Origin of the sequence: Nonomuraea typhae (assembly GCF_009760925.1) — a bacterium.
GTDB classification, from domain to species: Bacteria; Actinomycetota; Actinomycetes; order Streptosporangiales; family Streptosporangiaceae; genus Nonomuraea; species Nonomuraea typhae.
Genome location: NZ_VRLV01000006.1, coordinates 390,834 through 413,185, shown reverse-complemented (window position 1 = coordinate 413,185; position 22,352 = coordinate 390,834). Strand labels below are relative to the sequence as shown.

General features: G+C 69.9%; 24 protein-coding genes and 1 pseudogene. 10 read left to right on the top strand and 15 right to left on the bottom strand.

The genetic code is table 11. From position 1 onward, the window contains the following. The first annotated feature begins 60 nt into the window (after positions 1–60). Genes FVE25_RS24775 through FVE25_RS24765 form a run of 3 tightly spaced genes read left to right on the top strand, consistent with a single transcriptional unit; the run spans position 61 to position 2,683 of the window. Complete coding sequence (locus tag FVE25_RS24775; RefSeq protein WP_157249422.1) at positions 61–735, top strand: response regulator transcription factor; 675 nt, start codon at positions 61–63, stop codon at positions 733–735. Beyond that, a complete protein-coding gene (locus FVE25_RS24770) occupies positions 735–2,144 on the top strand; it encodes a sensor histidine kinase (protein ID WP_246267376.1) in 1,410 nt (469 codons plus the stop codon). The genes FVE25_RS24775 and FVE25_RS24770 overlap by 1 nt, the downstream gene beginning before the upstream one ends. After that, positions 2,141–2,683, top strand: a complete 543-nt coding sequence (locus tag FVE25_RS24765; protein ID WP_157249420.1) for a hypothetical protein — start codon at positions 2,141–2,143, stop codon at positions 2,681–2,683. The genes FVE25_RS24770 and FVE25_RS24765 overlap by 4 nt, the downstream gene beginning before the upstream one ends. Here FVE25_RS24765 and phoH2 read toward each other — a convergent pair. The 13 genes from phoH2 to FVE25_RS24705 all read right to left on the bottom strand — a co-directional run bounded on the left by phoH2 (position 2,673) and on the right by FVE25_RS24705 (position 14,601). Continuing rightward, the gene (phoH2, locus tag FVE25_RS24760) at positions 2,673–3,992 is read right to left on the bottom strand and encodes an RNA 5'-3' helicase PhoH2 (protein ID WP_281367883.1); all 1,320 of its coding nucleotides are present in this window, start codon (positions 3,990–3,992) and stop codon (positions 2,673–2,675) included. The two genes, FVE25_RS24765 and phoH2, sit on opposite strands and share 11 nt — an antisense overlap. Positions 3,993–4,190: 198 nt before the next feature. Next, entirely contained in the window at positions 4,191–4,958 is a 768-nt protein-coding gene (locus FVE25_RS24755) for an isoprenyl transferase (protein ID WP_157249419.1), read from the bottom strand. A gap of 40 nt (positions 4,959–4,998) precedes the next feature. Next, on the bottom strand, positions 4,999–5,517 hold the full coding sequence (locus FVE25_RS24750; protein ID WP_246267375.1) for a hypothetical protein: 519 nt from the start codon (positions 5,515–5,517) through the stop codon (positions 4,999–5,001). A 40-nt stretch (positions 5,518–5,557) separates the two neighbouring features. Continuing rightward, complete coding sequence (locus tag FVE25_RS24745; RefSeq protein ID WP_157249417.1) at positions 5,558–6,409, bottom strand: amidohydrolase family protein; 852 nt, start codon at positions 6,407–6,409, stop codon at positions 5,558–5,560. Positions 6,410–6,418: 9 nt separating this feature from the next. Further along, positions 6,419–6,811, bottom strand: a complete 393-nt coding sequence (locus FVE25_RS53940; RefSeq protein WP_181019701.1) for an SCO6045 C-terminal-like domain-containing protein — start codon at positions 6,809–6,811, stop codon at positions 6,419–6,421. Then, the gene (locus tag FVE25_RS24740) at positions 6,801–7,625 is read right to left on the bottom strand and encodes an MbnB/TglH/ChrH family RiPP precursor modification enzyme (protein ID WP_181019700.1); all 825 of its coding nucleotides are present in this window, start codon (positions 7,623–7,625) and stop codon (positions 6,801–6,803) included. Before FVE25_RS24740 ends, FVE25_RS53940 begins: the two co-directional genes overlap by 11 nt. A gap of 50 nt (positions 7,626–7,675) precedes the next feature. Beyond that, complete coding sequence (locus tag FVE25_RS24735; RefSeq protein ID WP_157249416.1) at positions 7,676–8,635, bottom strand: TIGR04222 domain-containing membrane protein; 960 nt, start codon at positions 8,633–8,635, stop codon at positions 7,676–7,678. Positions 8,636–8,696: 61 nt separating this feature from the next. After that, complete coding sequence (locus FVE25_RS24730; RefSeq protein WP_157249415.1) at positions 8,697–9,620, bottom strand: TIGR04222 domain-containing membrane protein; 924 nt, start codon at positions 9,618–9,620, stop codon at positions 8,697–8,699. Positions 9,621–9,660: 40 nt separating this feature from the next. Then, positions 9,661–11,490, bottom strand: a complete 1,830-nt coding sequence (locus FVE25_RS24725; RefSeq protein ID WP_157249414.1) for a phosphoenolpyruvate carboxykinase (GTP) — start codon at positions 11,488–11,490, stop codon at positions 9,661–9,663. A gap of 232 nt (positions 11,491–11,722) precedes the next feature. Next, the gene (locus tag FVE25_RS24720; RefSeq protein WP_157249413.1) at positions 11,723–12,232 is read right to left on the bottom strand and encodes a hypothetical protein; all 510 of its coding nucleotides are present in this window, start codon (positions 12,230–12,232) and stop codon (positions 11,723–11,725) included. A 74-nt stretch (positions 12,233–12,306) separates the two neighbouring features. Further along, positions 12,307–13,446, bottom strand: coding sequence for a C40 family peptidase (locus FVE25_RS24715; RefSeq protein WP_246267369.1), 1,140 nt, complete (start codon positions 13,444–13,446; stop codon positions 12,307–12,309). A 134-nt stretch (positions 13,447–13,580) separates the two neighbouring features. Continuing rightward, positions 13,581–14,081, bottom strand: a complete 501-nt coding sequence (gene greA / locus FVE25_RS24710) for a transcription elongation factor GreA (RefSeq protein ID WP_157249411.1) — start codon at positions 14,079–14,081, stop codon at positions 13,581–13,583. A gap of 100 nt (positions 14,082–14,181) precedes the next feature. Continuing rightward, entirely contained in the window at positions 14,182–14,601 is a 420-nt protein-coding gene (locus FVE25_RS24705) for a DUF4307 domain-containing protein (protein WP_157249410.1), read from the bottom strand. Positions 14,602–14,735: 134 nt separating this feature from the next. Between FVE25_RS24705 and mca the strand changes: the two genes are divergently transcribed. From mca to FVE25_RS24690, 3 genes are read left to right on the top strand one after another with little or no spacing between them, the layout of a single operon-like run. After that, on the top strand, positions 14,736–15,620 hold the full coding sequence (gene mca, locus FVE25_RS24700) for a mycothiol conjugate amidase Mca (protein WP_157249409.1): 885 nt from the start codon (positions 14,736–14,738) through the stop codon (positions 15,618–15,620). A gap of 9 nt (positions 15,621–15,629) precedes the next feature. Continuing rightward, the gene (locus tag FVE25_RS24695) at positions 15,630–15,797 is read left to right on the top strand and encodes a hypothetical protein (protein WP_157249408.1); all 168 of its coding nucleotides are present in this window, start codon (positions 15,630–15,632) and stop codon (positions 15,795–15,797) included. Further along, positions 15,798–16,079, top strand: a complete 282-nt coding sequence (locus FVE25_RS24690) for a GNAT family N-acetyltransferase (protein WP_157249407.1) — start codon at positions 15,798–15,800, stop codon at positions 16,077–16,079. Here FVE25_RS24690 and FVE25_RS24685 read toward each other — a convergent pair. Continuing rightward, complete coding sequence (locus FVE25_RS24685; RefSeq protein WP_157249406.1) at positions 16,065–17,213, bottom strand: hypothetical protein; 1,149 nt, start codon at positions 17,211–17,213, stop codon at positions 16,065–16,067. The genes FVE25_RS24690 and FVE25_RS24685 overlap by 15 nt on opposite strands. A 264-nt stretch (positions 17,214–17,477) precedes the next feature. Here FVE25_RS24685 and FVE25_RS24680 point away from each other — a divergent pair. From FVE25_RS24680 to FVE25_RS24665, 4 genes and pseudogenes are all read left to right on the top strand, one after another. Beyond that, positions 17,478–17,636, top strand: a pseudogene (locus FVE25_RS24680) (DUF255 domain-containing protein); the annotation flags it as partial. 59 nt (positions 17,637–17,695) lie between these two features. Then, complete coding sequence (locus tag FVE25_RS24675) at positions 17,696–17,989, top strand: hypothetical protein (protein ID WP_157249405.1); 294 nt, start codon at positions 17,696–17,698, stop codon at positions 17,987–17,989. Next, a complete protein-coding gene (locus FVE25_RS24670; protein WP_157249404.1) occupies positions 17,986–18,252 on the top strand; it encodes a hypothetical protein in 267 nt (88 codons plus the stop codon). Before FVE25_RS24675 ends, FVE25_RS24670 begins: the two co-directional genes overlap by 4 nt. Before the next feature lie 24 nt (positions 18,253–18,276). Further along, on the top strand, positions 18,277–20,235 hold the full coding sequence (locus tag FVE25_RS24665; RefSeq protein ID WP_157249403.1) for a thioredoxin domain-containing protein: 1,959 nt from the start codon (positions 18,277–18,279) through the stop codon (positions 20,233–20,235). Positions 20,236–20,247: 12 nt separating this feature from the next. Here FVE25_RS24665 and FVE25_RS24660 read toward each other — a convergent pair whose 3' ends face one another. After that, the gene (locus FVE25_RS24660; protein ID WP_246267365.1) at positions 20,248–22,278 is read right to left on the bottom strand and encodes a transglycosylase domain-containing protein; all 2,031 of its coding nucleotides are present in this window, start codon (positions 22,276–22,278) and stop codon (positions 20,248–20,250) included. Positions 22,279–22,352 lie beyond the last annotated feature (74 nt).

Below are 22,352 nucleotides of genomic sequence, written 5' to 3'. Positions count from 1 at the left end.
TTGATGTCACATTTTCATGACAGAACGCGGATATTAGCGGGGTGGAAGAATAATGTGCGCGTGGCTGGCATCCTCCTCGTCGAAGACGATCCCTCCGTGCGCACCGCCCTTGAGCTGGCGCTGACCCGGCAGGGACACTCCGTCACGTCCTACGCCACCGGCGAAGAGGCCCTCGATCACATCCGATCACGCCGCCCCGAAATCGCCATCCTCGACGTGATGCTGCCCGGGATCGACGGGGTCGAGGTCTGCCGCCGCATCCGCCGCCTGGACCAGCTGCCCGTCATCCTCCTGACCGCCCGCGGCGACGACCTGGACGTCGTCGTCGGGCTGGAGGCCGGCGCCGACGACTACGTGGTCAAGCCGGTCGAGCCCAGGGTCCTGGACGCGCGCATCCGGGCCATTCTGCGCCGGGCCGAGTCCGCCGCCTCCGACCGCATCTCCTTCGGCGACCTCATGATCGACCGCGGCGCGCTCAAGGTCACGCTGGCCAACAAGGAGATCCACCTGACGCCCACCGAGCTGCGGCTGCTGCTGGAGCTCGTGCGCCACCCCGGCCAGGTCCTCAACCGGCGCTACCTGCTGCGCGTCGTCTGGGACCACACCCACGTCGCCGACTCCCGCCTCGTCGACGCCTGCGTGCAGCGGGTCCGGGCCAAGATCGAGCCGCGACCGGCCGAACCGGTGTTCATCCACACCGTCCGCGGCTTCGGCTACCGGTTCAGCCCTCCGTGATGCGGCTGCCCACCGGGCTGCGCGCACGCCTGGTCATCACCTTCACCCTGGTGGCGGCGGCCGCCTCGGTCATGGTCGCCACCATCGGCTACGAGCTGGCCAAGGCCGCCCTGGTCGACCGGGCCGAGGACAGCGCGATCGACCTGGTCACCCGGGAACTGCGCCAGGTCACCTTCCCCGTCGGCACGCTGCGCCAGGGCGAGGCGCCGCCCGAGACCAGGGACCTGCAGGCGCTGGCCGCCGCGCTCAACGGCCCCGGCCGCAGCGTCGTCCTGGAGTACGGCCACCTCAGCTACTCCGATGGGCCGCTGACGCTGGACGAGGTGCCCTCGGAGCTGCACGGCCGCGCCCGCGGCGGCGTGGTCAAGCAGCGCCGGGTCATCCGCGACCAGCTCTACCTCATCGTCGGTTCCGAGGTCTACCGCAAGGACGGCCCCATCCCCGAGGCCAGCGGGCTGCGCGCGTTCGTCTTCTTCCCCCTGCGCGCCGAGGAGAAGCAGCTCACCACGCTCAAGGGCTCGCTCATGCAGGGCGGCGCCGTCATCGTGCTCATCGCGCTCGGCGTCGCGCTGGTGTCGGCCAGGAGCGTGCTGCTGCCCGTCAGACGGCTCAGCGCCGCCGCCCAGGCGCTCGGCGAGGGCCGGCTCGACACGCGGCTGCCCGTGCACGGCCAGGACGAGCTGGCCGCGCTGACCGCGCACTTCAACGACGCCGCGGCCGCGCTCGAACTCAGCGTCGCCGAGCTGCGCGCGCTGGAGGCGATGTCCCGGCGCTTCGTCGCCGACGTCTCCCACGAGCTGCGCACCCCGCTGACCGCGATGACCGCCGTGGCGGACATGCTCATGGAGGAGGCCGAGCGGCTGCCCGACGCGCCCGCCGAGGCGGTCCGGCTGGTGCTGTCGGAGATCGACCGGCTGCGCCACCTCGTCGAGCACCTCATCGAGGTCAGCCGCTTCGACGCCGGTACGGCCACGCTCAACGTGGAGTCCGTCAACGTCTACGACGCCGTCCAGGACAGCCTGGAGACGCGTGGCTGGACCGATACCGTGGAGGTGAACGTGGTGAAGGGCCTGGCCGCCACCGTGGATCCGCGCCGGTTCGACGTGATCGTCGCCAACCTCGTGGGCAACGCGCTCAAACACGGCGGGCTCCCGGTCCAGGTGTCGGTCCGCGGCACCGAGAACGGGCTGGAGGTGAAGGTGCGCGACCACGGTCCCGGCATCCCCGAGGAGGCTGTGCCGTACGTCTTCGACCGGTTCTTCAAGGTCGGGGCGGGGCGCTCGCGCAGCCACGGCAGCGGGCTCGGGCTGGCCATCACGCGGGCCAACGTGCACCTGCACGGCGGCACCATCTCGGTGCGCAGGCAGCGGCCGGGCACGCTGTTCACGGTCTGGCTGCCGGGCCGGTGAGGGGGCGCGCGCCGGCGGTCGCCGGCCTGCTCCTGGCGGCGGGCTGCGGGATCACGCCCACGAACGTCGTGGACGTGACCGGCCCCCCCACGGTCAGGATCCCGCCGCCGTCGAAGACGATCTACCTGCTGAAGCCCGAGCCGCGCCAGGACAGCCGCAGCGAGCGGTTCCTGCTGACCAAGGAGCCGGCCGACGTCGAGAACGACACCGTGGACAGCCTGCTGACCGCGTTGTTCCAGGCCAACGACCGGCAACTGGGCGGCCTGCACACCGCCCTGCGCGGCTTCACCTACGAGGGCACCCAGGACTCGCTCAACCCGGTCACCCGGGACGAGACCCGCCTGCCCAGGACGTCCAAGCTGACCGTGTACATCAAGGGCAAGGGGACGCTGTCCAAGCTGGGCAAGGCGCAGATCGTCTGCACCGCCCAGCAGGACGCGAGCTTCGAGCAGGTGAAGATCATCCGTCAGTTCCCCAGCAGTCCCCCTCGGGAGGAGGGGGAGTACACCTGCGGGGACCTGAAGCTGCCTACATCGTGATGTCCTCCAGCATCTCCGTCACCAGTGCCGCGATCGGCGAGCGCTCGGACCTGGTGAGCGTCACGTGGGCGAACAGCGGGTGGCCCTTGAGCTTCTCCACCACGGCCACGACGCCGTCGTGGCGTCCCACCCGCAGGTTGTCGCGCTGGGCGATGTCGTGGGTGAGCACCACGCGGGAGTTGGCGCCGATGCGGCTCAGCACCGTCAGCAGCACCCCGCGCTCCAGCGACTGCGCCTCGTCCACGATCACGAACGCGTCGTGCAGCGAGCGGCCGCGGATGTGGGTGAGCGGCAGCACCTCAAGCATGCCGCGGTCGAGGACCTCCTCGATCACCTCGGGGCTGGTCACCGCGCCCAGGGTGTCGTAGACGGCCTGGGCCCACGGGCCCATCTTCTCTCCCTCGGTGCCGGGCAGGTAGCCGAGCTCCTGGCCGCCCACGGCGTACAGGGGGCGGAAGACCACGACCTTGCGGTGCTGGCGGCGCTCCAGGACGGCCTCCAGGCCCGCGCAGAGCGCCAGCGCGGACTTGCCGGTGCCCGCCCGGCCGCCGAGGGAGACGATGCCGATCTCGGGGTCCATGAGCAGGTCCAGCGCGATGCGCTGCTCGGCGGAGCGGCCGTGCAGGCCGAACACCTCGCGGTCGCCGCGGACCAGCTTGACCGACTTGTCCGGCAGCACGCGGCCCAGCGCCGAGCCCTTGGCCGACAGCAGCCGCAGCCCGGTGTGCGCCGGCAGGTCCCTGGCCTCCTGCATGTCGGCGCTGCCGGTCTCGAAGAGCGTTTCGACGTCCTCGGTGGTCACCTGGACCTCGGCCATCCCGGTCCAGCCCGACTCCACGACCAGCTCGGCGCGGTACTCCTCGGCCGACAGTCCGATGGATGCGGCCTTCACCCGCAACGGCAGGTCCTTGGAGACCAGGACGACGTCCTTGCCCTCGGCCGCCAGCGAGCGGGCGACCGTCAGGATCCGGGTGTCGTTGTCGCCGAGGCGGAAGCCGACGGGCAGGATGGACGGGTCGCTGTGGTTGAGTTCAACCCTGATCGTGCCTTCCCCGGTGGGCATGGGCTCGTCGAGCCTGCCGTACTGCACCCGTAGGTCGTCGAGGTACCGCAAGGCCTTACGGGCGAAGTAGCCGAGTTCGGGATGGTGACGCTTTCCCTCCAGCTCCGTGATCACAACGATCGGGAGGACGACCTCGTGCTCGGCGAAGCGGGTCATCGCCGCCGGGTCGGCTAGAAGGACCGACGTGTCCAACACGTAGGTGCGCTTGGTGGGGTTGGTCGAAGGGTTGCTCGAGGACACTGCCACACGTTCTCCCCCGGGCGCCCATGGGGCCGGGCGCCCTGCAGACGAGATGGGAATCGGACCGGACCCGCGCCCCCTGGAAGGCGCCGGGTACCGGCCCCCCTCAGCAGGTCTTTGCGCAGCAAAGGCGGGCCCCCTCCGAAGTGCTCGGCCTTTGGCCGTTCACTTCCAACGTTACGTACCTGATACCCACATAGGGGGTCAAGAACCGTAACGCCGGTGTCTCGCGGCGTAGTCGCGCAGCGCCCGCAGGAAGTCGACCCTGCGGAAGTCGGGCCAGTATGCCTCGCAGAAGTAGAACTCGGAGTGAGCACTCTGCCAGAGCATGAACCCGGAAAGCCGCTGCTCTCCCGAGGTCCGGATGAGAAGGTCCGGGTCGGGCTGGCCGCGAGTGTAGAGATGCTCCGCGATGTGCTCGACATCGAGAACCTCGACGAGGTCCTCGATGCTGGCTCCCTTGCTTGCTTGCTCCTGGAGGAGTGAGCGCACCGCATCGGCAATCTCACGCCTTCCTCCATACCCAACCGCAACGTTCACAATCAACCCTGGACGGTGGGATGTAGCTTCTTTTGCATTTTTCAGGACATTTGCCGTTTTGGCTGGCAGCAGGTCCAGCGCTCCCACCGGGCTGATCCGCCACCCCTCCGCCACAAGCTCCTGCACCACGTCCTCGATGATGCGCAGCAGCAGCTCCAACTCGTCCTTGGGCCGATTGATGTTGTCGCTGGAGAGCATCCAGACGGTCACAACCTCCACGCCGGCCTCACGACACCAAGTGAGCAGCTCGGAAATCTTGTCCGCGCCCTTGCGATGGCCCCTGCTGACGTCCTCGAGCCCCATCGAGCGCGCCCAGCGGCGATTGCCGTCGATGATCACGCCGACGTGCCGAGGGTGATCGCCCTTCGACTTCTTGAGCTTGGCCTCCAGTCGGTGTTCGTACAACCGGTAGACCAGGTCGCGCAGGCCCACGGAGCCCTCCCAGCGGTGCTGTGCCTGTTCGAGGCAATTATCACCGCGATTCAGCGCTGCCCGCTCCCTCAACGGGATTCCTGGCGAGATCCCGGCCTCCGAGGCACCCCTCCGCCTCCTCGACCAACACCCCCACGAATGTCGCAAGCTCGGCCGAAGTGAGCACCGCGCGCATGCCCACGCCGCCCGCCCCCCACGCCTCGACGAAGGCCCTGCGGGTCACCCGCCACTCGCCCCGGTGCTCGCCCCGCGGCACCCAGACCGGCAGCGTCCGCAGCTGGCAGCGCAACTCCCCGCCGCCCACCTGCCCCGACCTGGTGCGATACCGGAAGGAGAACAACTCGCACCCCGGCTCCTCCTCCGGGAAGCGGTCGTCGGGATCCGGCCAGCGCCCGGCCTCGCCGCGCCCCTGGCGCGCCTGCTCCACCCCGCGCTGCAGCCGCGCGAGCAGCCAGCCGCACCGCTCCCCCACCATCCCGTACGGCGTGCCGTCCCGGAGCAGCTCAAGGGTGATCTCGTACGGCATGCCGACGCTGTCCCGGCACGGAACCGGCGTCACGGTCAGATATGACCCATCAACACAACGGAGTCCCCCCACATCAGGGAGCATTACCCCCCGAAAATCCGCTAAACCCGTAGAAACGTGCAGCAGTGCCGCCGAACACCAGATCACTCCCCTGCTCCCCGACCAGTGCCCGAGCCGTCTCGAACACCGTCCGGTAGTCGGCCGCCAGCAGCGCCACCGGCCAGTCGCTGCCGAACATCAGCCTCTCGGGCCCGAAGACCTCCACCGCGTGCGCCACGTACGGCCGCAGGTCCGCCACCGTCCAGGCGGCGTGGTCGGCCTCGGTGACCAGGCCGGAGACCTTCGCGAAGACGTTGGGGAAGGCCGCCGCCGCGGCCAGCCGGCCCGCCCAGGGCTGCCACTCCCCGGCCTTGATCCGCGGCTTGGAGAGATGGTCGACGACGATCTTCAGCTCGGGGTGCCGCCTGGCCAGCGTCACCACGTGCTCCAGATGCCGCGGCAGCAGCGAGACCACGTCGAAGGCGAGCCCCTGGGCCGCCAGCAGCCCCAGCGACTCCAGCACCCCGTCGCGGACCAGCCAGTCGGGATCCGGCTCGTCATGGATCAGATGCCGGACACCCACAAACTTCGGATGACTGGCGTACCGTTCGAGCGCCTTCGCCGCCTCGGCGGGATCCGTCAGCGGGACCCAGCCGACCACCCCGGCGACGAACGCGCAGGCGTCGGCCAGGGCCAGCAGAGCGTCGGTCTCGGCGCCGGAGTCGGCCGCCTGGACCAGGACCGTTGCCTGCACACCCGTAGCCGCGAGCTCGGGTGCCAGGTGCTCGGGGCCGTAGGTGCGATACAACACGCCCAGGTCGGGCGTCAGCCACGGGTAGTCGCCGGTCTCGAGGTTCCAGAAGTGCTGGTGCGCGTCGACTATCACCCCGCAAACCTAGGATCTTTTGCGCCGCCGCGGCAAGAGGTCCCGCCAGCCGCCCCGCGGCTCCGGCTCCGGCATCCGGCCCCGCTCCTTCAGCCAGCCGGCGAAGTCGTCGGCGTCGCTGCGATAGCTGGGCGGCGGGGTGGTCCGGGCCGCGGCGTAGGCGGCGAACTCCGCCCGCAGGTCGGCGCCGGCCGCCATCGCGGCGTCCGGGCGCAGCTTGGCCACCACGCTGCGCCGCTTGGAGACCAGGCTCGCCGCCTGCACCTTCAGCCGCTCCCGGTCGAAGCCCTCGGGCGGCGCCGCCCCGGTCACCAGCGCCGCCACCACCCGTTCCTGGGCGTCGGCCAGCCTGGCCCGCGCCGTCTCCAGCCCCGCGCCCTCGCCGGGCCTCTCAGCGGGCACGGGAGGCTCCCCGGCCCATCGCGGCCCTGATGCGCTCCAGCTCCCCCGCCAGGGCGGCGTCGCTGGGGTAGTCGTCGTCCCACTCCAGCAGCACCCCGGGCGGGCTGACGCGGGCGCACAACTCGCTCAGGATGTCCAGGACCTCCTGCGGGACGGTCGCGGTGTGGGTGTCGTGCCAGATGCCGCCGTGCTCGTGCCCACCGGCGACGTGCACGTAGGCGAGCTGCGACAACGGCAGCGCGTCCAGGGCGGCCACGGCGGACAGGCCCAGGTTCACCTGGTTGGTGTAGAGGTTGGCCACGTCGATGAGCAGGTGCACTCCGGTCCGCTCGACCAGCTCGGCCAGGAACTCGCCGTCGGTCAGCTCGTCCTCCGGCCAGCCGAAGATGGCCGCCACGTTCTCCAGCGCGAGCGGCACCGGCAGCGCGTCCTGGGCCTGCCGGACGTTGTCGGTGATGACGTCCAGCGCCTCCCGGGTACGCGGCACCGGCAGCAGGTGCCCCGCCTCCACCCCGCCCGCCCGCACGAACGCCAGATGCTCGCTGACCAGCGGCGACTCCAGCGCTTCCGCACAGGCGGCCAAGTGCTTGAGCGTGCCGGGATCGGGCGCCTGCGCGCCGCCGATGCCCAGGCCGACGCCGTGCGGCACCACCGGCAGGCCGCGCCCGCGCAGCACCCGCAGCGACTCGGGCAACGCAGCGGGCCGGACGTTCTCGGCGATGACCTCGACGAAGTCGACGCCCTTCATGCGCTCCACGGTGAGGTCGATCTCCGACCGCCAGCCGATTCCCACGCCCAGCTGGAACTCCGCCATCACAGTCCCCCTAACGCCACCGATGCCGCCGGACCCGACCCGCGCGTGGGTCAGCCTCCGCCGCCACCGCAACCACCGCCGCAGCCGCCTCCGCCACAGCTGGAGCCGCCACCGCCATCAGCAGAGGAGCCGCCGAAGTCGCCGCCACCGCCGAAGGAGAAGCTCGCGCTGGAGTCGCTCCCGCCGCCGCACGAGCCCGCGGCACACGCGCTGGCGCCCTGGCCGTGCTGGTTGCGGTGCGCCTGCAACTCGGCCTCGAGCTGCGGGTCGCCCAGCGAGCCGAGGCCGTAGAGCGCCACGGGCACGGCCACCGCCGCGGCGGTCGCGGTGGCCAGCGGGCCGCCCGTCGTGTGCAAGCGCCCGGCCTCCATCACCTGCTCACGCCCCGCGAGGGTGATGTCGCTGGTCAGCGTCTTGCCCTGGCGGTGCCGTACGGCGAGGCTCCCGATCCACGTGCCGGCGGTCACCGCCATTGCGAAGACGGCCAGCGGGCCGCCCCCGGCGAAGACCACGTAGATGGCCAGGCCGATCGAGGCCACGAGGGCCCCCACCGCCAGGGCCAGGAGCCTGGCCAGGTAGGAGCGCACCCCGGCCAGTTCGCCGTCGCGCAGGACCAGCCCGAGGGCGGCCAGCTCGTGCCGGAGGGAGTCCACGGCGGGACCGTTGCCCACCTCGTTCCTGACGGCCGCGGCCGAGACGCCGTTGGGCCGGGCCGCGACGGCGGCCAGGACCGCGTCCTCGATCGGGTCGCCGCCGACGGTGGAGACCGCGTAGAGGGCGCCGCCGCGCGAGACGCGCAGTTCGCCGGACTTGGCCAGCAGGCCGATCGCCGTGTTGACGACCCGGCGCGGGCCGCCGGCCAGGTAGGCCAGTTCGTAATGACCCAGGTCCCGGAGGTTGCCGTTCACCGCGGTGGAGCGGATGCGGGAATGTTCGCGCTTGAGCGCCGAGACGGTGGCGCCGGAGGCCACCGCGAGGAAGACGGAAACGATCAGCAGAACCAGGTCCATCCAGGCCTCCTCTGGGTCGTACCGGATAGACGCGCCTGACCCCCCGAAAAGTTTCCGGAAATCAGGAACTCGATCCTCCGCCACAACTGGAGCTGGAACTGGAGCAACTGGACCCGCCCCCGCCGCTGTCGGAGGAGAAGGAAGAGGAGGAGTCCGATCCGCCGAAGGACGATGAGCCCGAGTCGCTGTGGGTACCGCAGGAGCCCCGGCAGTCGGAGCCGGGATCACCCGCCGACAGCCCGTGGCAGAGGTCGCGGTCGCCCAGTTCGTCCATGCCGTACAGGGCCACCGACGAGGTGTCGCCGCTGCCCGGCGGGTGGTGCCGCCGGGCCGCGGCCAGGACCCTCCTGCCCTCGGCGCTGACGAGGTTGCGCAGCATGCGCTGCTCCTTGCGGTACTCCGAGAAGCCCATGAAGGCGGCGTACCCGCCGAGGAAGAGCGCGCCGAAGAATCCGTACTCCAGGCCCACCACCCCGGCCACGGCCAGCAGCAGCACGCTGACCACGAAGCCGGCCGCGACCCAGGCGGCCGGCCGTACCCGCTCCAGCCGCAGCAGCGCCGGGGCCTGCGCGTCCTCCGCGAGCAGCAGCCCGGCCGCGCGCAGGCGCTCCTCGAGGGCGAGCAGGGCGGGGCCGCGCTCCAGCATCGCGCGCAACTCAGCGGCGCGGGCGCCCGGCCGCATGGCCACCGCGTCCAGCACGGCCTGCTCCAGCGGCTCCTGCGCGTACCGCGCACCCTGCACCGGGCTGACCTGGGCCAGCCGGGAGACGCGCACGGCGCCGGCCGTCGCCAGGACGGCCAGCGCCGTGTTGATCGCCCGCCGGGGCCCGCCCGCCAGGTAGGCCAGCTCGTACGGGGTCAGCCGGTGCCCGGCCTGCGAGAGCGTCGCGCCGGCCGCCTTGAGCCGGTGGGCGCGGACGCCGTTGGTCAGCCTGCTGACCAGGATGACCAGGGCCAGCGCGACCACGGCCAGGAAGATGTCCATCCCTGGTCAAGGTAGAGGGCCGCGCCGTACCCCACAAGCCTCACTGCAGGCGGTCGAGCAGGGCGTTGTACTCCTCCCACAGCTCCTTCGGAAGGTGCGTGCCGAACTTCTCGAAGTGCGGCGGGATCTGCGCCGCCTCCTCGCGCCACACGTCCTTGTCGACGCTCAGCAGCGTCTGAAGGTCCTCCTCCGCGATCGCCAGGCCCTCGGTGTCGAGCTCCTTCGGCAGCAGCCCGATGGGCGAGGGTACGGCTTGCGCCTCGCCGTTGAGCCGGTCGACGATCCACTTCAGCACGCGGCTGTTCTCGCCGAAGCCGGGCCAGATGAATTTCCCGGCGGCGTTCTTGCGGAACCAGTTCACGTAGTAGATGCGCGGCAGGCGGGCGCCTTCCGTGCGGCCGATCTTCAGCCAGTGGCCGAAGTAGTCGCCCATGTTGTAGCCGCAGAAGGGCAGCATGGCGAAGGGGTCGTGGCGCAGCTCGCCGACCTTGCCCTCGGCCGCGGCGGTCTTCTCGGAGGCGACGTTGGCTCCGAGAAAAACGCCGTGCTGCCAGCTCAGAGATTCGGTGACCAGCGGCACCGCGGTGGCGCGGCGTCCGCCGAACAGAATCGCCGAGATCGGCACGCCCTTGGGGTCCTGCCATTCGGGCGCGATCGTGGGCGCCTGCGCGGCAGGGGTGGTGAACCGGGCGTTGGGGTGGGCCGCCGGCTCGTCGCTGTCCGGCGTCCAGTCGCGGCCCTTCCAGTCGGTCAGGTGCGCGGGCGGAATGTCGGTCAGGCCCTCCCACCACACGTCGCCGTCGTCGGTCAGGGCGACGTTGGTGAAGATGCTGTTGCCCCAGAAGGTTTTGATCGCGTTGGCGTTGGTGACCTCGCCGGTGCCGGGGGCCACGCCGAAGAACCCGGCCTCGGGGTTGATCGCGTACAGCTGCCCGTCGGAGCCGAAGCGCATCCAGGCGATGTCATCGCCGATCGTCTCGACCTTCCAGCCGGGGATCGTCGGCTGGAGCATGGCGAGGTTGGTCTTGCCGCAGGCGCTCGGGAAGGCGGCGGCGATGTAGCGGGTCTCGCCGCTGGGCGGGGTCAGCTTGAGGATGAGCATGTGCTCGGCCAGCCAGCCCTCGTCGCGGGCCATGGCGCTGGCGATGCGCAGGGCGTAGCACTTCTTGCCGAGCAGGGCGTTGCCGCCGTAGCCGGAACCGTAGGACCAGATCTCGCGGGTCTCGGGGAAGTGGCTGATGTACTTGGTGGAGCTGCACGGCCAGGGGACGTCCTCCTGGCCGGGCTCCAGCGGCGCGCCGACCGAATGGACCGCGCGCACCCAGTGTCTATCCGACCCCCGCTTCGCTCCCGCCCCCGCCTCGCCGCGCTCCTCGATGAGGCGCAGCGCCCGGTCGCCCATCCGGGTCATGATCTTCATGGAGACCACGACGTAGGGCGAGTCGGTGATCTCGACGCCGAGCTGGGAGATCTCACCGCCCAGCGGGCCCATGCAGAACGGCACCACGTACATGGTGCGGCCGCGCATGCAGCCCTTGAAGAGTTCCCCGAAGGTGGCGCGCATCTCGGCGGGCGCGATCCAGTTGTTGGTCGGCCCGGCGTCCTCCTCCCGCTCGGAGCAGATGAAGGTGCGGTCCTCGACGCGGGCCACGTCGCTGGGGTCGGAGGTGGCGTAGAAGCTGTTGGGGCGCTTGGCCAGACGCGTGAACGTGCCCTGATCGACGAGAAGGTTGGTCAGACGCGTCCACTCCTCCTCGGAACCGTCGCACCACTCGATCCGCTCGGGCTGGGTCAGGGCGGCGATCTCGTTCACCCAGGCGACCAATTCGGGGTTGCTCGTCGGGGCGGGGACTACGACAGAAACGGACACGGCAGCGACTCCTCCACTTCTCAGGGCCAAAACATCATTAACGACGACCACCGGTTTTTGCCAATTGGCATAGACCTGTTGTCGCAGGCAGCGGCCCTGACGATTGGGGAAGCCTACCCATCGCGGCAGGATTTAAAGAAAACTATCCATTGAGTGGTTTAGGCCAATGTCAATGGTCTAAACCAATATGCACAATGGTTTAGTCCTTTCGTTGAGGTGTTTCTGCTGCCTGCTACTGGGAATTGAGGTCGGGCCCCTCGGAGCGAACGCGGTCGACGTGCTGCAGCGCGTCGCGCAAATCGGCGAGCCACGTGTCGGTGTGCTTGCCGACCAGCCGCACGCACCAGGCGAGCGCGTCACTGCGGCTGCGGGCCACCCCGGCCGCCACGAGCGTGTCGAGCACCTGACGCTCCGACTGCCGCAGCCGCGTCATGACGGGCACCGACAGTGTGGTGAACATCACGGTCTCGCCCCCGCAGGTGACACCCCATGACACCTTCTGCCGGAACTTGCGCTCCGCCTCGCGCGCGATCTCGATCCGGCGCTCGCGCGTCTCCTCCCGGAAGCGCCTGGCCAGACCGTCGATCAGCGCCGCACGCTCGCTCTCGGGGGTCTCGGCCGGCGGGTCGGGCAGCGTGCCGACGACGGCGATCTCCTCGCGGTCCAGCACGATCTCCGGAGGACCGGAGAACCACCCCTCGGGCAGGCGGCCGGTGAACCAGCCGCGAATCTCGCTTTCCATGTAATCAACATTACACACTTGCAGGCGATAGCCAAGGGTTCAACCACAGGTTCGTGCAGAGCGAAAAAGCGGAACTACCGCACGCGGGCGGCGACCGAGGGCGCGATGCGGACCACGCCCGCGAAGTTGCGCATGCCCACAGGCGAGACCTTGACCACGTCACCGGTGCGCGGCGCCTGGAGCATCTTGCCGTTGCCCAGGTAGATGGCCACGTGGGAGATGTAGCCCGGGTTGGTCGGGTCGTGCCGCCAGAAGATCAGGTCGCCGGGCTGAGCCTGCGAGTACGGAATCTGCGGACCCGCCACCCACTGCTGATGGGTGACCCGCGGGACCCTGATGCCCGCCTGGGCGTAGGCCCACTGGACCAGCCCCGAGCAGTCGAAGGTGTCCGGCCCCTCGGCACCCCAGACGTACGGCCGGCCCAGCTTGGACATGGCGGCCTGCAGCGCCACCGTGATCTGCTCGCCGCTCATGAAGGAGTTGCCCTGGTAGGTCACGTTCTGTACCGGCGGCGGGGTGCGCGGGTCGACCTCGGCGATCTGCGTGCCCTTGGGCAGCACGCCCAGCAGCTTCTTGCGCAGCTTCGCCGAATCGGCCTTGGGGGCGCTGACGATCAGCGCGTTGTCGTGGGGCAGGCCGAGCGTCCTCGCGGTCTGCTTGGAGACCACGGCGTCCACGGCGCCGAACCCGGTCGTGGCGTACGCGCCCACCCGCAGCGGGCCGCCGGGGCCACTCACCTGCCGGTGCAGGGTCAGTCCGCCGTCGTTGCCGAGCACGAACGAGACGGCGACGTCACCCTTGGCCACATTGGTCCACAGGCCGTCGGAGGCGGCCGTCACCTTCGGCGTGTAGGCGCGGAACGTCGAGGGGTCCACGCCCAGCGTCTGCACCCGCTTGCCGTCGATCATCACCGAGGCGGCGTCGGCCAGCTCGAGCGCCCGCACACCGCGGACCTTCGCCACCTTGCCCAGCAACTCCGTCGTGAACGGCTTCCTGGTCACCACGAACAGATGCGGCTTGCGCAGCTGACCGAGCGGCTTCACCCCGGGATCCTGGGGGCGGCTCTGCGCCACCAGGTTCTCCTTGTTCTCCTTGGGCGCGGACGGCGGCCGCCGTACCGGCTGGGGGCCGGCCTTGACCGGCGACGGCGGCGCGCTCTGGAACTCGCCCAGCAACAGCACGTCGGCGGTCAGCACCGCGACCAGAGTCACCACGATGAACGGGATTAACCTGCTTAAGTCACGCCGCTTCCTGGGGCGCAGGAGAAAAGCCAGATCCTGCTGGATTCCGGACACACGGTAATGATCCGCCGGGCCCAGAGCCCGGCGGACCTTGTCGTCCTGAGGAATCAATTGCCGACGTACGGCACGGCCTCGAGGATCTCGACCGTGTTCTGGCGGCCGTTGGGCATCGAGTACGTGGCCCGCTCCCCGATCTTCTTGCCGTTGATGGCGGCGCCCAGCGGCGACTTCGGCGAGTACACGTCGATGGGGGCGCCGGTCTCCTCCCGGGAGGCGAGCAGGAAGGTCACCTCTTCGTCGTCGCGCTCGAACCGGATCGTCACCGTCATGCCGGGACCGACCACGCCCTCGGTCTTGGGCGGCTCACCCACCCTGGCGCTGTCGAGCAGCTGGCGCAGCTGGAAGATCCTGGCCTCCATCTTGCCCTGCTCGTCCTTCGCGGCGTGGTAGCCGCCGTTCTCCCGCAGGTCGCCCTCTTCGCGAGCGGCCTCGATCTTCTTGGCGATGTCGACGCGACCCGGGCCCGAGAGGTAGTCGTATTCCCCCTTCAGGCGGTCGTACGCCTCCTGCGTCAGCCAGGTGACGTTCTCATCGCGAGAGTCGGCCACGGGATCTCCTTGCTTACTTAGGGGGCCCTGAGTTCACTTGAGGTTGCGAATTGCGAAAGGCTAACAACTTAGCTGCTCGAACGCTTCCCCAAATGTCTCACTATACGAGATTGCAGTACTGGATGTGGACGGAAGTGGCCTGGGCGGTGGTGTCCAGCCGCTCCTTGAGCTGCTTGATACCCCCACCTGGGGGAATTCTTACTTCCTTGCTGCCTACTTCTCCGTGGTTGGTGTCGGTCGCGCGGATGCGGCAGACGGCCATCCGGTCGGCCGGCTTGCTCACGGTGAACGTGATCTCGGCCTCGTCCGGCCGCTCCACGGAGAAGGTGATGACCTGCGGCTTGGCCCCTGTGGCGCTGCCGGTCATCGACCACATCACATAACCCCAGCCACCTGCGACGATGGCGACCAGCACGCCGATGACGACGTGCACGACGAGGCGCCCCCCTCGCGTCTGCCGATCGGGGAAGTCGTCGGGGGTGCCGAGAACGGGACCGTTCTCGACATCTCTGGTGGCCATGGCGGAATCTCCCTGCACTCCCTCGGCGTTATCCGAGACAATTGTCGCCCGCGGGGGCCCCGCCCTCGCGACCGCCCAGCAGAAACTAACCTCTCTGGGCAACTGATCGGTCCAACTGAGGAGACATCGAGCCCGTGAGTGCACCGCTGAGGCTGATGGCCGTCCACGCCCACCCCGACGACGAGTCGAGCAAGGGCGCCGCCACGATGGCGCGCTACGTGCGCGAAGGCGTCGAGGTTCTGGTCTGTACCCTCACGGGCGGCGAGCGCGGTTCCGTGCTCAACCCGAAGATGGACCGCCCGGAGGTCGTCGCCAACATCGCCGAGATCCGCCGGGGCGAGATGGATCGGGCCCGCGAGATCCTGGGCGTCCAGCAGCGTTTTCTCGGCTTCATCGACTCGGGGCTGCCCGAGAGCGAGGAGGAGGAACTGCCCGACGGCTGCTTCGCGCTGCAGCCGCTGGAGAAGGCCGCCGGGCCGCTGGTCTCCGCGGTCCGTGAGTTCCGCCCCCACGTGATCATCACCTATGACGACGACGGCGGCTACCCGCACCCCGACCACATCATGACCAACCGCGTCTCCATCGAGGCGTTCGAGGCGGCCGGCGACCCCGACCGCTACCCGGGCACCGGAGACCCGTGGCAGCCCCTGAAGCTTTACTACCAGATGGGCTTCACCAAGGAACGCTTCGAGGCGCTGCACGAGGCCATGACCGAGCGCGGGATGGGCTCGCCGTACGGCGACTGGATCGCCCGCTGGGAGGACCGCCCCGCCAAGTGGCCGGTGACCACCCGGGTGCCGTGCGCGGAGTACTTCGAGATCCGCGACCAGGCGCTGCTGGCCCACGCCACCCAGATCGACCCCGACGGCTGGTTCTTCACCTGCCCGCGCGAGCTGCAGCAGAAGATCTGGCCGACCGAGGACTACCACCTGGCCCGATCGCTGGTCGACACCGACCTGCCCGAGGACGACCTGTTCGCGGGCATACACGCCGACGACCCCACCCCTGCCTGTCATTAGACTGGAAGGGTGACTGTACTGGCAGCTGGCGAAGTCAGCCCCGGCCTGCTCGGCTTCCTCGTCGTGGCGGCCATCGGCGCGGCCCTGTTCTTCTTGATCAAATCCATGAACAAGCAGATGGGGAAGATCTCGATCCCGCGCGACGGTGACGTGCCCCACGAGAAGAAAGCCGAGTAGATGCCGGTCGAGATCGTCGACAACTCGACGGAGAGCCGCTTCGAGATCCTCGTGGACGGCCGGGTCGCCGGGTTCGCCGACTACAAGCTGCTGCCCACGAAGATCGTCTTCACCCACACCGAGGTGCTGCCCGACTTCGAGGGCCAGGGCCTGGCCGGGCAGCTCGTCCGGCACGCGCTCGACGCCAGCCGCGATGCCGGGCTGCAGGTCAGCCCGCTGTGCCCGTACGTCAAGCGCTACATCGACCGGCACCCGGAGTACCAACCCCTACTCGGCGGGTGACCAGGCGCGTTCCAGCGCCTTCGGCAGGCCCCACCAGCCGAGCCGCGTGAGCACGTCGCCGTCGTCGACCACGCCCAGATACCCCCACAGGTACACCACGGGCAGGAACAACCGCTCGGTCGTGGCCAGGTCGTCCTCGTCCTCCTCCGCCTCGATGTCGATGTCCTCCGACTCGGCGATCAGCCGCGCGATGCGCTCCGGCGAGGCCAGCACCCCGGGCCCCATCCTGGCCAGCGCCGCCACCGCCGCCAGCCAGTCGGCGTGCTGGATCTCGCACAAGCCGGCCAGCGCGGCGTCGTCCTGGCCGGGCCCCGCGTCCAGGTCGCCGAACTCGTCCTCGTCGGGGTCCGCCAGATCCGAGACCGGCCCCGCGATCCCCGCCAGCACCGCGATCCACAACTCCCGGTCGTCCTCGGGCACCGCCCGCTCGCCGAACCCCGCGCAGGCCCGCAACACGTTGCCCGGATACCCCGGCAGATCCAGGATGTCCCGCAGCCTGGCCACGGCCCGCTCCAGCTCGTCCTCGGGCAGCTCCGGCTGCTTGGGCAGCTCGCTCACGATCCGCCGCAGCTCCGCCAGGGCGAACGCCTCCTCCTCGTCCCAGGCGGCGAACAACTCCTCGTCCTGCTCGTCGCTGACCGCGTGCCCCGGCACCCGCCCGTCGGGCAGAGGGGAGTTGAGCCAGCGCTCCTGAAGCTCCTCGAAGGCCCGCCGCGCCCCCGGCTCGTCACGGGCCAGCGCGTCCGGATCGATCCGCCCCGCGTCGATCTCGTCCTCCAGAAACCGCACCAGCAGGTCGAACATCTCCCCCGCCACCGGCCCCCGCTCGTCCTCCTCCGGCCACACGAAGTAGCCGGGCGTCAGCAGGATCGGCTCGCTCCCGGTGGACTCCAGCCACCGCTGCACCTCGCCCACGGTGGCCGCGCCCGACTCGATCGAGCTCAGCGTGGCCTTGGCCGACTCCCAGAAGGGCAGGGAGAGCGGGTTGCCCGCGCCCATCAGCGCGCGACGCAGATCGGGCATGGCCACGAGCGCCACCCCCGACGGTACGGCCAGCAGCGCGAGAGCCACATCCCTGCGCGTGAGGGCGGTGGCGCGCCGGCCGGCGTGCCTGCAGACGAAATCCAGATCCACGATCCGTAACCTACGCCCACGGACCCTGTACCGACCACGACGTGAGAGGTGTGAGGGGATTCCCGCGAGCCGGGCGCGGTTCTTCGCCCGACGGCGGGAGCCGGGCGTTCGGTGAGCGGTCAGGTGGGCGGCGATCCGGACAGGCGGGAGATCCTCATTCCCAAGGGGCTCGGCATCGCCGAACACCGGATCGACAGGAAGCATCAACGGGTGCCGCTCACTCGCATAGTCCTGTCCTGAGCGGCGGTGTGAGAGCCTGATCCCATGAACAGGCTGGGTAGTGAGACCTCTCCCTACCTCCTCCAGCACGCCGGCAATCCAGTCGATTGGTGGCCGTGGGGAGAGGAGGCGATGCAAGAAGCGAGTAGGCGGGACGTACCCCTGTTGATCAGTGTGGGGTACTCATCCTGCCACTGGTGTCACGGGATTCCTGCGAGTAGCCGACGGCACCACGTACGCTGAACAGCGTGAAAGGTGGTGTCATGAGCGCTCAGCCTGTCCACGGTGGCACAGCGGACCGCCCCAGGGTGCCGCGGACTATCGGCGGTATTTCCCATGCGCTGCGAGGCAGCCGACGGGCGCAGTTCTTCGCCGAGCTACTCGAAGCCCAGCAGGGCCCGGAGTTGGACGGCGTGCTCAACGCCTGGTGGGGCCGCGCAATGCTCGACACCGACCCCGATCGTGACCGCATCCGAGCGGCGGCCGAAGCCGGCACTCTGGCGACGACGACCATGGATGAGGTCCTGCGTCGACGGCGGGAGCTAGGCGTTCAGTGAGCGAGGACGACCTATGGCCCGTGGTTCCCTCGGAGATCGTGGCCGACACACTCGCTGACCCGTCCATTTCGGCGGAGGTGTTCTCGACGGTCGCAGCGCTCACAGTCGCCATCTGCGAGGACCCGTGGCTCACAGGTAGCGACCAGGTGGGCGGCGATCCGGACTGGCGGGAGGTCCTCATTCCCAAGGGGCTCGGCATCGCCGAATACCGGATCGACAGGAAGAGTCAGCGGGTGCTGCTCACTCGCATAGTCCTGTCCTGAGCGGCGGTGTGAGAGCCTGATCCCATGAACAGGCTGGGTAGTGAGACCTCTCCCTACCTCCTCCAGCACGCCGGCAATCCAGTCGATTGGTGGCCGTGGGGAGAGGAGGCGATGCAAGAAGCGAGTAGGCGGGACGTACCCCTGTTGATCAGTGTGGGGTACTCATCCTGCCACTGGTGTCATGTCATGGCGCACGAGAGTTTCGAGGACGAGGCGACCGCCCGGCTCATGAACGAGCACTTCGTCAACGTCAAGGTCGATCGTGAGGAGCGGCCGGACGTGGACGCCGTCTACATGAGCGCCACCCAGGCCATGACCCATCAGGGCGGCTGGCCGATGACGGTGTTCGCCACGCCCGAGGGGCATCCCTTCTACTGCGGGACCTACTTTCCCCGGGAGAACTTCCAGCGGCTGCTGGCCGGGGTGCATCAGGCGTGGAGCGGGGATCGGGAGATGGTCCTCGCCCAGGGGGCGAAGGTGGTGGAGGCGCTCAACTCGCACACCACGCTGCCCAACGGGCCGCTGCCCGAGCCGGCCACGCTGGAGCTGGCGGTGCGCAGCCTCCGGGAGAGTTTCGACCCGGTGCGCGGCGGGTTCGGGGGTGCGCCGAAGTTTCCGCCGTCGATGGCGCTGGAGTTCCTGCTGCGGGCCGGTGAGCGGGAGATGTCGGCGGCCACGCTGGAGGCGATGGCCAGGGGCGGGATCTACGACCAGCTCGGCGGCGGGTTCGCGCGCTACAGCGTGGACGCGGAGTGGGTGGTGCCGCACTTCGAGAAGATGCTCTACGACAACGCGCTGCTGCTGCGGGTCTACACGCACTGGTGGCGCGGCGAGCGCACGCCGCTGGCGCGCAAGGTCGCGCTGGAGACGGCCGACTGGCTGGTGCGGGAGATGCGGACGCCAGAAGGCGGGTTCGCCTCCGCGCTCGACGCCGACAGCGAGGGCGAGGAGGGCAAGTTCTACGTCTGGACGCCCGCCGAGCTGGCCGAGGTGCTCGGGCAGGAGGACGGGTCCTGGGCTGCCGAGCTGTTCAAGGTGACCGGGACGTTCGAGCACGGGACCTCGGTGCTGCAGCTGCTGCGGGATCCGGCCGACCTCCCGCGCTACGAGCAGGTCCGCGAGCGGCTGATGGCCGCACGGGACCAGCGCGTACGGCCCGGCCGCGACGACAAGGTGGTGGCCGCCTGGAACGGCCTGGCCATCGCGGCGCTGGCCGAGACGGCGGTGGTCTTCGAGCGGCCCGATCTGCTGGAGGCGGCGCGGGCGGCAGCCGTACTGCTGGAGGACGTGCACGCGCGCGACGGGCGGCTGGCCCGGACCTCGCGCGACGGGCGGGCCGGGGCGAACGCCGGGGTGCTGGAAGACTACGCGGACGTGGCCGAGGGGCTGCTGGCGTTGTATGCGGCCACCGGGGAGGCGCGGTGGTTCTCGCTGGCCGGGGAGCTGCTGGAGACGGTGCTCACGCGGTTCGCGGACGGGACGGGCGGGTTCTACGACACGGCCGACGATGCCGAGCGGTTGTTCCAGCGGCCGCAGGATCCCACGGACAACGCGGTGCCTTCCGGGCAGTTCGCGGCGGCGGGGGCGTTGTTGTCGTATGCGGCGCTGACCGGGTCCGCGCGGCACCGGGAGGCGGCCTTCGAGGCGCTGGGCACCGTTTCCGTGCTGGCGACGGGGCATGCGCGCTTCGCCGGGTGGGGGCTGGCGGTGGCCGCGGCGGCGCTGGCCGGGCCGGTCGAGGTGGCGGTCGTGGGGGATCCCGGCGATCCCCGCACGCGGGCGTTGCACCGGGAGGCGATGCTGGCCGTTTCCCCCGGGCTGGTGCTGGCGCTGGGCGACGGCACGGACGAGACGGTGCCGTTGCTGGCCGGGCGCGGGCCGGTGGACGGGCGACCGGCGGCCTACGTCTGCCGGAACTTCGCCTGCCGCCTGCCCGTCACCACTCCCGAGGACCTGAGCGCGGAGCTGAGCCGGGCCGGCTGAACGACCCCGTCGTCACCGCGCCGGCGACCCCTGTCCGCCGTTGGGGCGGCCGCCGTTGTCGCGGCCGTCGCCCGGTCCCCCGGTGGGGAAGCCGGGGCCGTCGTCGTCCGGGGGCGGGCCGTCGGTCTCCTCCGGAGTGGTCGGCTCGCCGGTCGGGAAGTCGCTGATCGTGGGGTCGGGCTCGCGCGTCGGGTCCGGCGACTGGGTCTCGTCGTCGAACCAGTCCGGCGGCGGGCTGTTGCGGTCCTGCGGGACGGTGTCCTCGGGGCCGGAGTCGTAGGAGCCGTAGCCGTAGTCGGTGGGCTCGGGGAACTGGACGACGGGCTTGCCGGCCATCGCCTCGGTCATGAAGGCCCGCCACACCTGGGCGGGCAGCTGGCCGCCGAACTGCACGCCGTACCCGGGGATCTCCACGGTCTTGTTGTCGTCGCGGAACATGTTGACGGCGGTGGCCAGCTGGGCGGTGAAGCCGTTGAACCAGACGGCGCCGGACTTGTCCGTGGTGCCGGTCTTGCCGGCCACCGGGCGGTCGTAGAGGCGGGCGGCGGTGCCGGTGCCGTACTTGACCACCTGCTGCATCGCGTAGGTGGCGTCGCCGGCGGCCCCCTTGCTGATGGCCTGCGCCTCGACCGGCTTGATCACCTTTTTCTCGCCCTTGGCGTCGGTCACCGACCTGACGACGTGCGCCTCGACGTGGACGCCGCCGTTGGCGAAGGTGGAGAAGCCGGAGGCGTTCTGGACCGCGCTGACCGAGGCCACGCCGAGCGGGAAGGAGGCGGCGCCCTGGTGCTGCTTGAGCTGGCCGGCCGGGATGCCCATCGCCTCGGCGGTGGAGGCGACCTTGTCCAGGCCGACCTTCTGGCCGAGGTCCACGAAGGCGGTGTTGACCGAGCTCTGGGTGGCGCGCACCAGGTTGATGTGCCCGTAGGAGCGGCCGCTGTCGTTGGGGATCGGGTGCGAGGGGTCGCTGGCCACGCGCATGGGCGAGTTGCCGTCGACGCGGGTGGACAGGTCCATGCCGTTGTTGAGGGCGGCGGCCAGTGTGTACGGCTTGAACGTGGAGCCCGCCTGGACCTGGGAGGAGAAGGCGTTGTCGTACTTGTACTGGCTGGCCTTGCCGCCGTAGAAGGCGACGACCTCACCGGTGGAAGGTTCCACCGCGGCCAGGCCCACGCGGACCTTCTTCGGGGTGGCGGCCGGGATGACCTGCTTGACCGCGCGGGCGGCGGCGTCCATGAGCTTCTTGTCGAAGGTGGTGACGATCTTGAGGCCGCCACCGGTGATGTCCTCGTCGGTGTAGCCGCGCCGGTTGAGCTCGGCGCGCACCTGGTCGACCATGTACTGGCTCTGGCCCTTGAACTCGAAGGGCTTCTTGGGCGCCTTGAGCGCGGGGAACTTCTCCGCGGCGGCCTGCTCGGGGGTGAGCGCGCCGATCTCGCGCATGCCGTTGATCACCGCGCTCCAGCGGGACCTGACGGCGTCGAGGTCGGCGCCCTTCGGGTCGGCGAAGCGGCTGGGCTGCTGGATGACCGAGGCGAGGTAGGCGCCCTCGGAGACGGTGAGCTTGGCGACGTCCTTGCCGAAGTACGCCTGGGCGGCGGCCTGGATGCCGTTGGCGCCGCGGCCGAAGTAGATGGTGTTGAGGTACTGCTCGAGCACCCATTCCTTCGACTTGGACTGATCGACCTTCATCGCGATCAGGATCTCTTTGAACTTGCGGGTGACCGAGCGCTCCTGGCTGAGGCCGCTGTAGTAGTTGCGCACGAGCTGCTGGGTGATGGTGGAGCCGCCCTGCAACTGCTGGCCGGTGACGGTGGACCAGACCGAGCGGATGGTGCCCTTCACCGACACGCCGCTGTCGGTGTAGAAGGAGCGGTTCTCGACGGCGATGACCGCGTCGCGCACGTGCTTGGGCACCTGGGCCAGGGGGACGTTCCTGCGGTCGATGCCCTGGCGGGCGATCACGCTCTTGCCGTCGCGGTAGTAGATGACGGAACCCTGGGCGGTGGCCTGCTTCTGGGTGCTGTCGGGAATCGGAGTCATCGCCCACGCGATCCCGAAAAGTCCGATCAAGACGACGATTCCAACACCACTGGCGATCAGGAAATAGCGGAGTA

Coding starts and splice junctions, on each gene's coding strand:
- FVE25_RS24770 (WP_246267376.1), top strand. CDS start 735: ATGCGGCTGCCCACCGGGCTGCGCGCACGCCTGGTCATCACCTTCACC.
- FVE25_RS24740 (WP_181019700.1), bottom strand. CDS start 7,625: ATGGCGGAGTTCCAGCTGGGCGTGGGAATCGGCTGGCGGTCGGAGATC.
- FVE25_RS24735 (WP_157249416.1), bottom strand. CDS start 8,635: ATGGACCTGGTTCTGCTGATCGTTTCCGTCTTCCTCGCGGTGGCCTCC.
- FVE25_RS24730 (WP_157249415.1), bottom strand. CDS start 9,620: ATGGACATCTTCCTGGCCGTGGTCGCGCTGGCCCTGGTCATCCTGGTC.
- FVE25_RS24720 (WP_157249413.1), bottom strand. CDS start 12,232: ATGGAAAGCGAGATTCGCGGCTGGTTCACCGGCCGCCTGCCCGAGGGG.
- FVE25_RS24705 (WP_157249410.1), bottom strand. CDS start 14,601: ATGGCCACCAGAGATGTCGAGAACGGTCCCGTTCTCGGCACCCCCGAC.
- FVE25_RS24690 (WP_157249407.1), top strand. CDS start 15,798: ATGCCGGTCGAGATCGTCGACAACTCGACGGAGAGCCGCTTCGAGATC.
- FVE25_RS24675 (WP_157249405.1), top strand. CDS start 17,696: ATGAGCGCTCAGCCTGTCCACGGTGGCACAGCGGACCGCCCCAGGGTG.
- FVE25_RS24665 (WP_157249403.1), top strand. CDS start 18,277: ATGAACAGGCTGGGTAGTGAGACCTCTCCCTACCTCCTCCAGCACGCC.
- FVE25_RS24660 (WP_246267365.1), bottom strand. CDS start 22,278: ATGACTCCGATTCCCGACAGCACCCAGAAGCAGGCCACCGCCCAGGGT.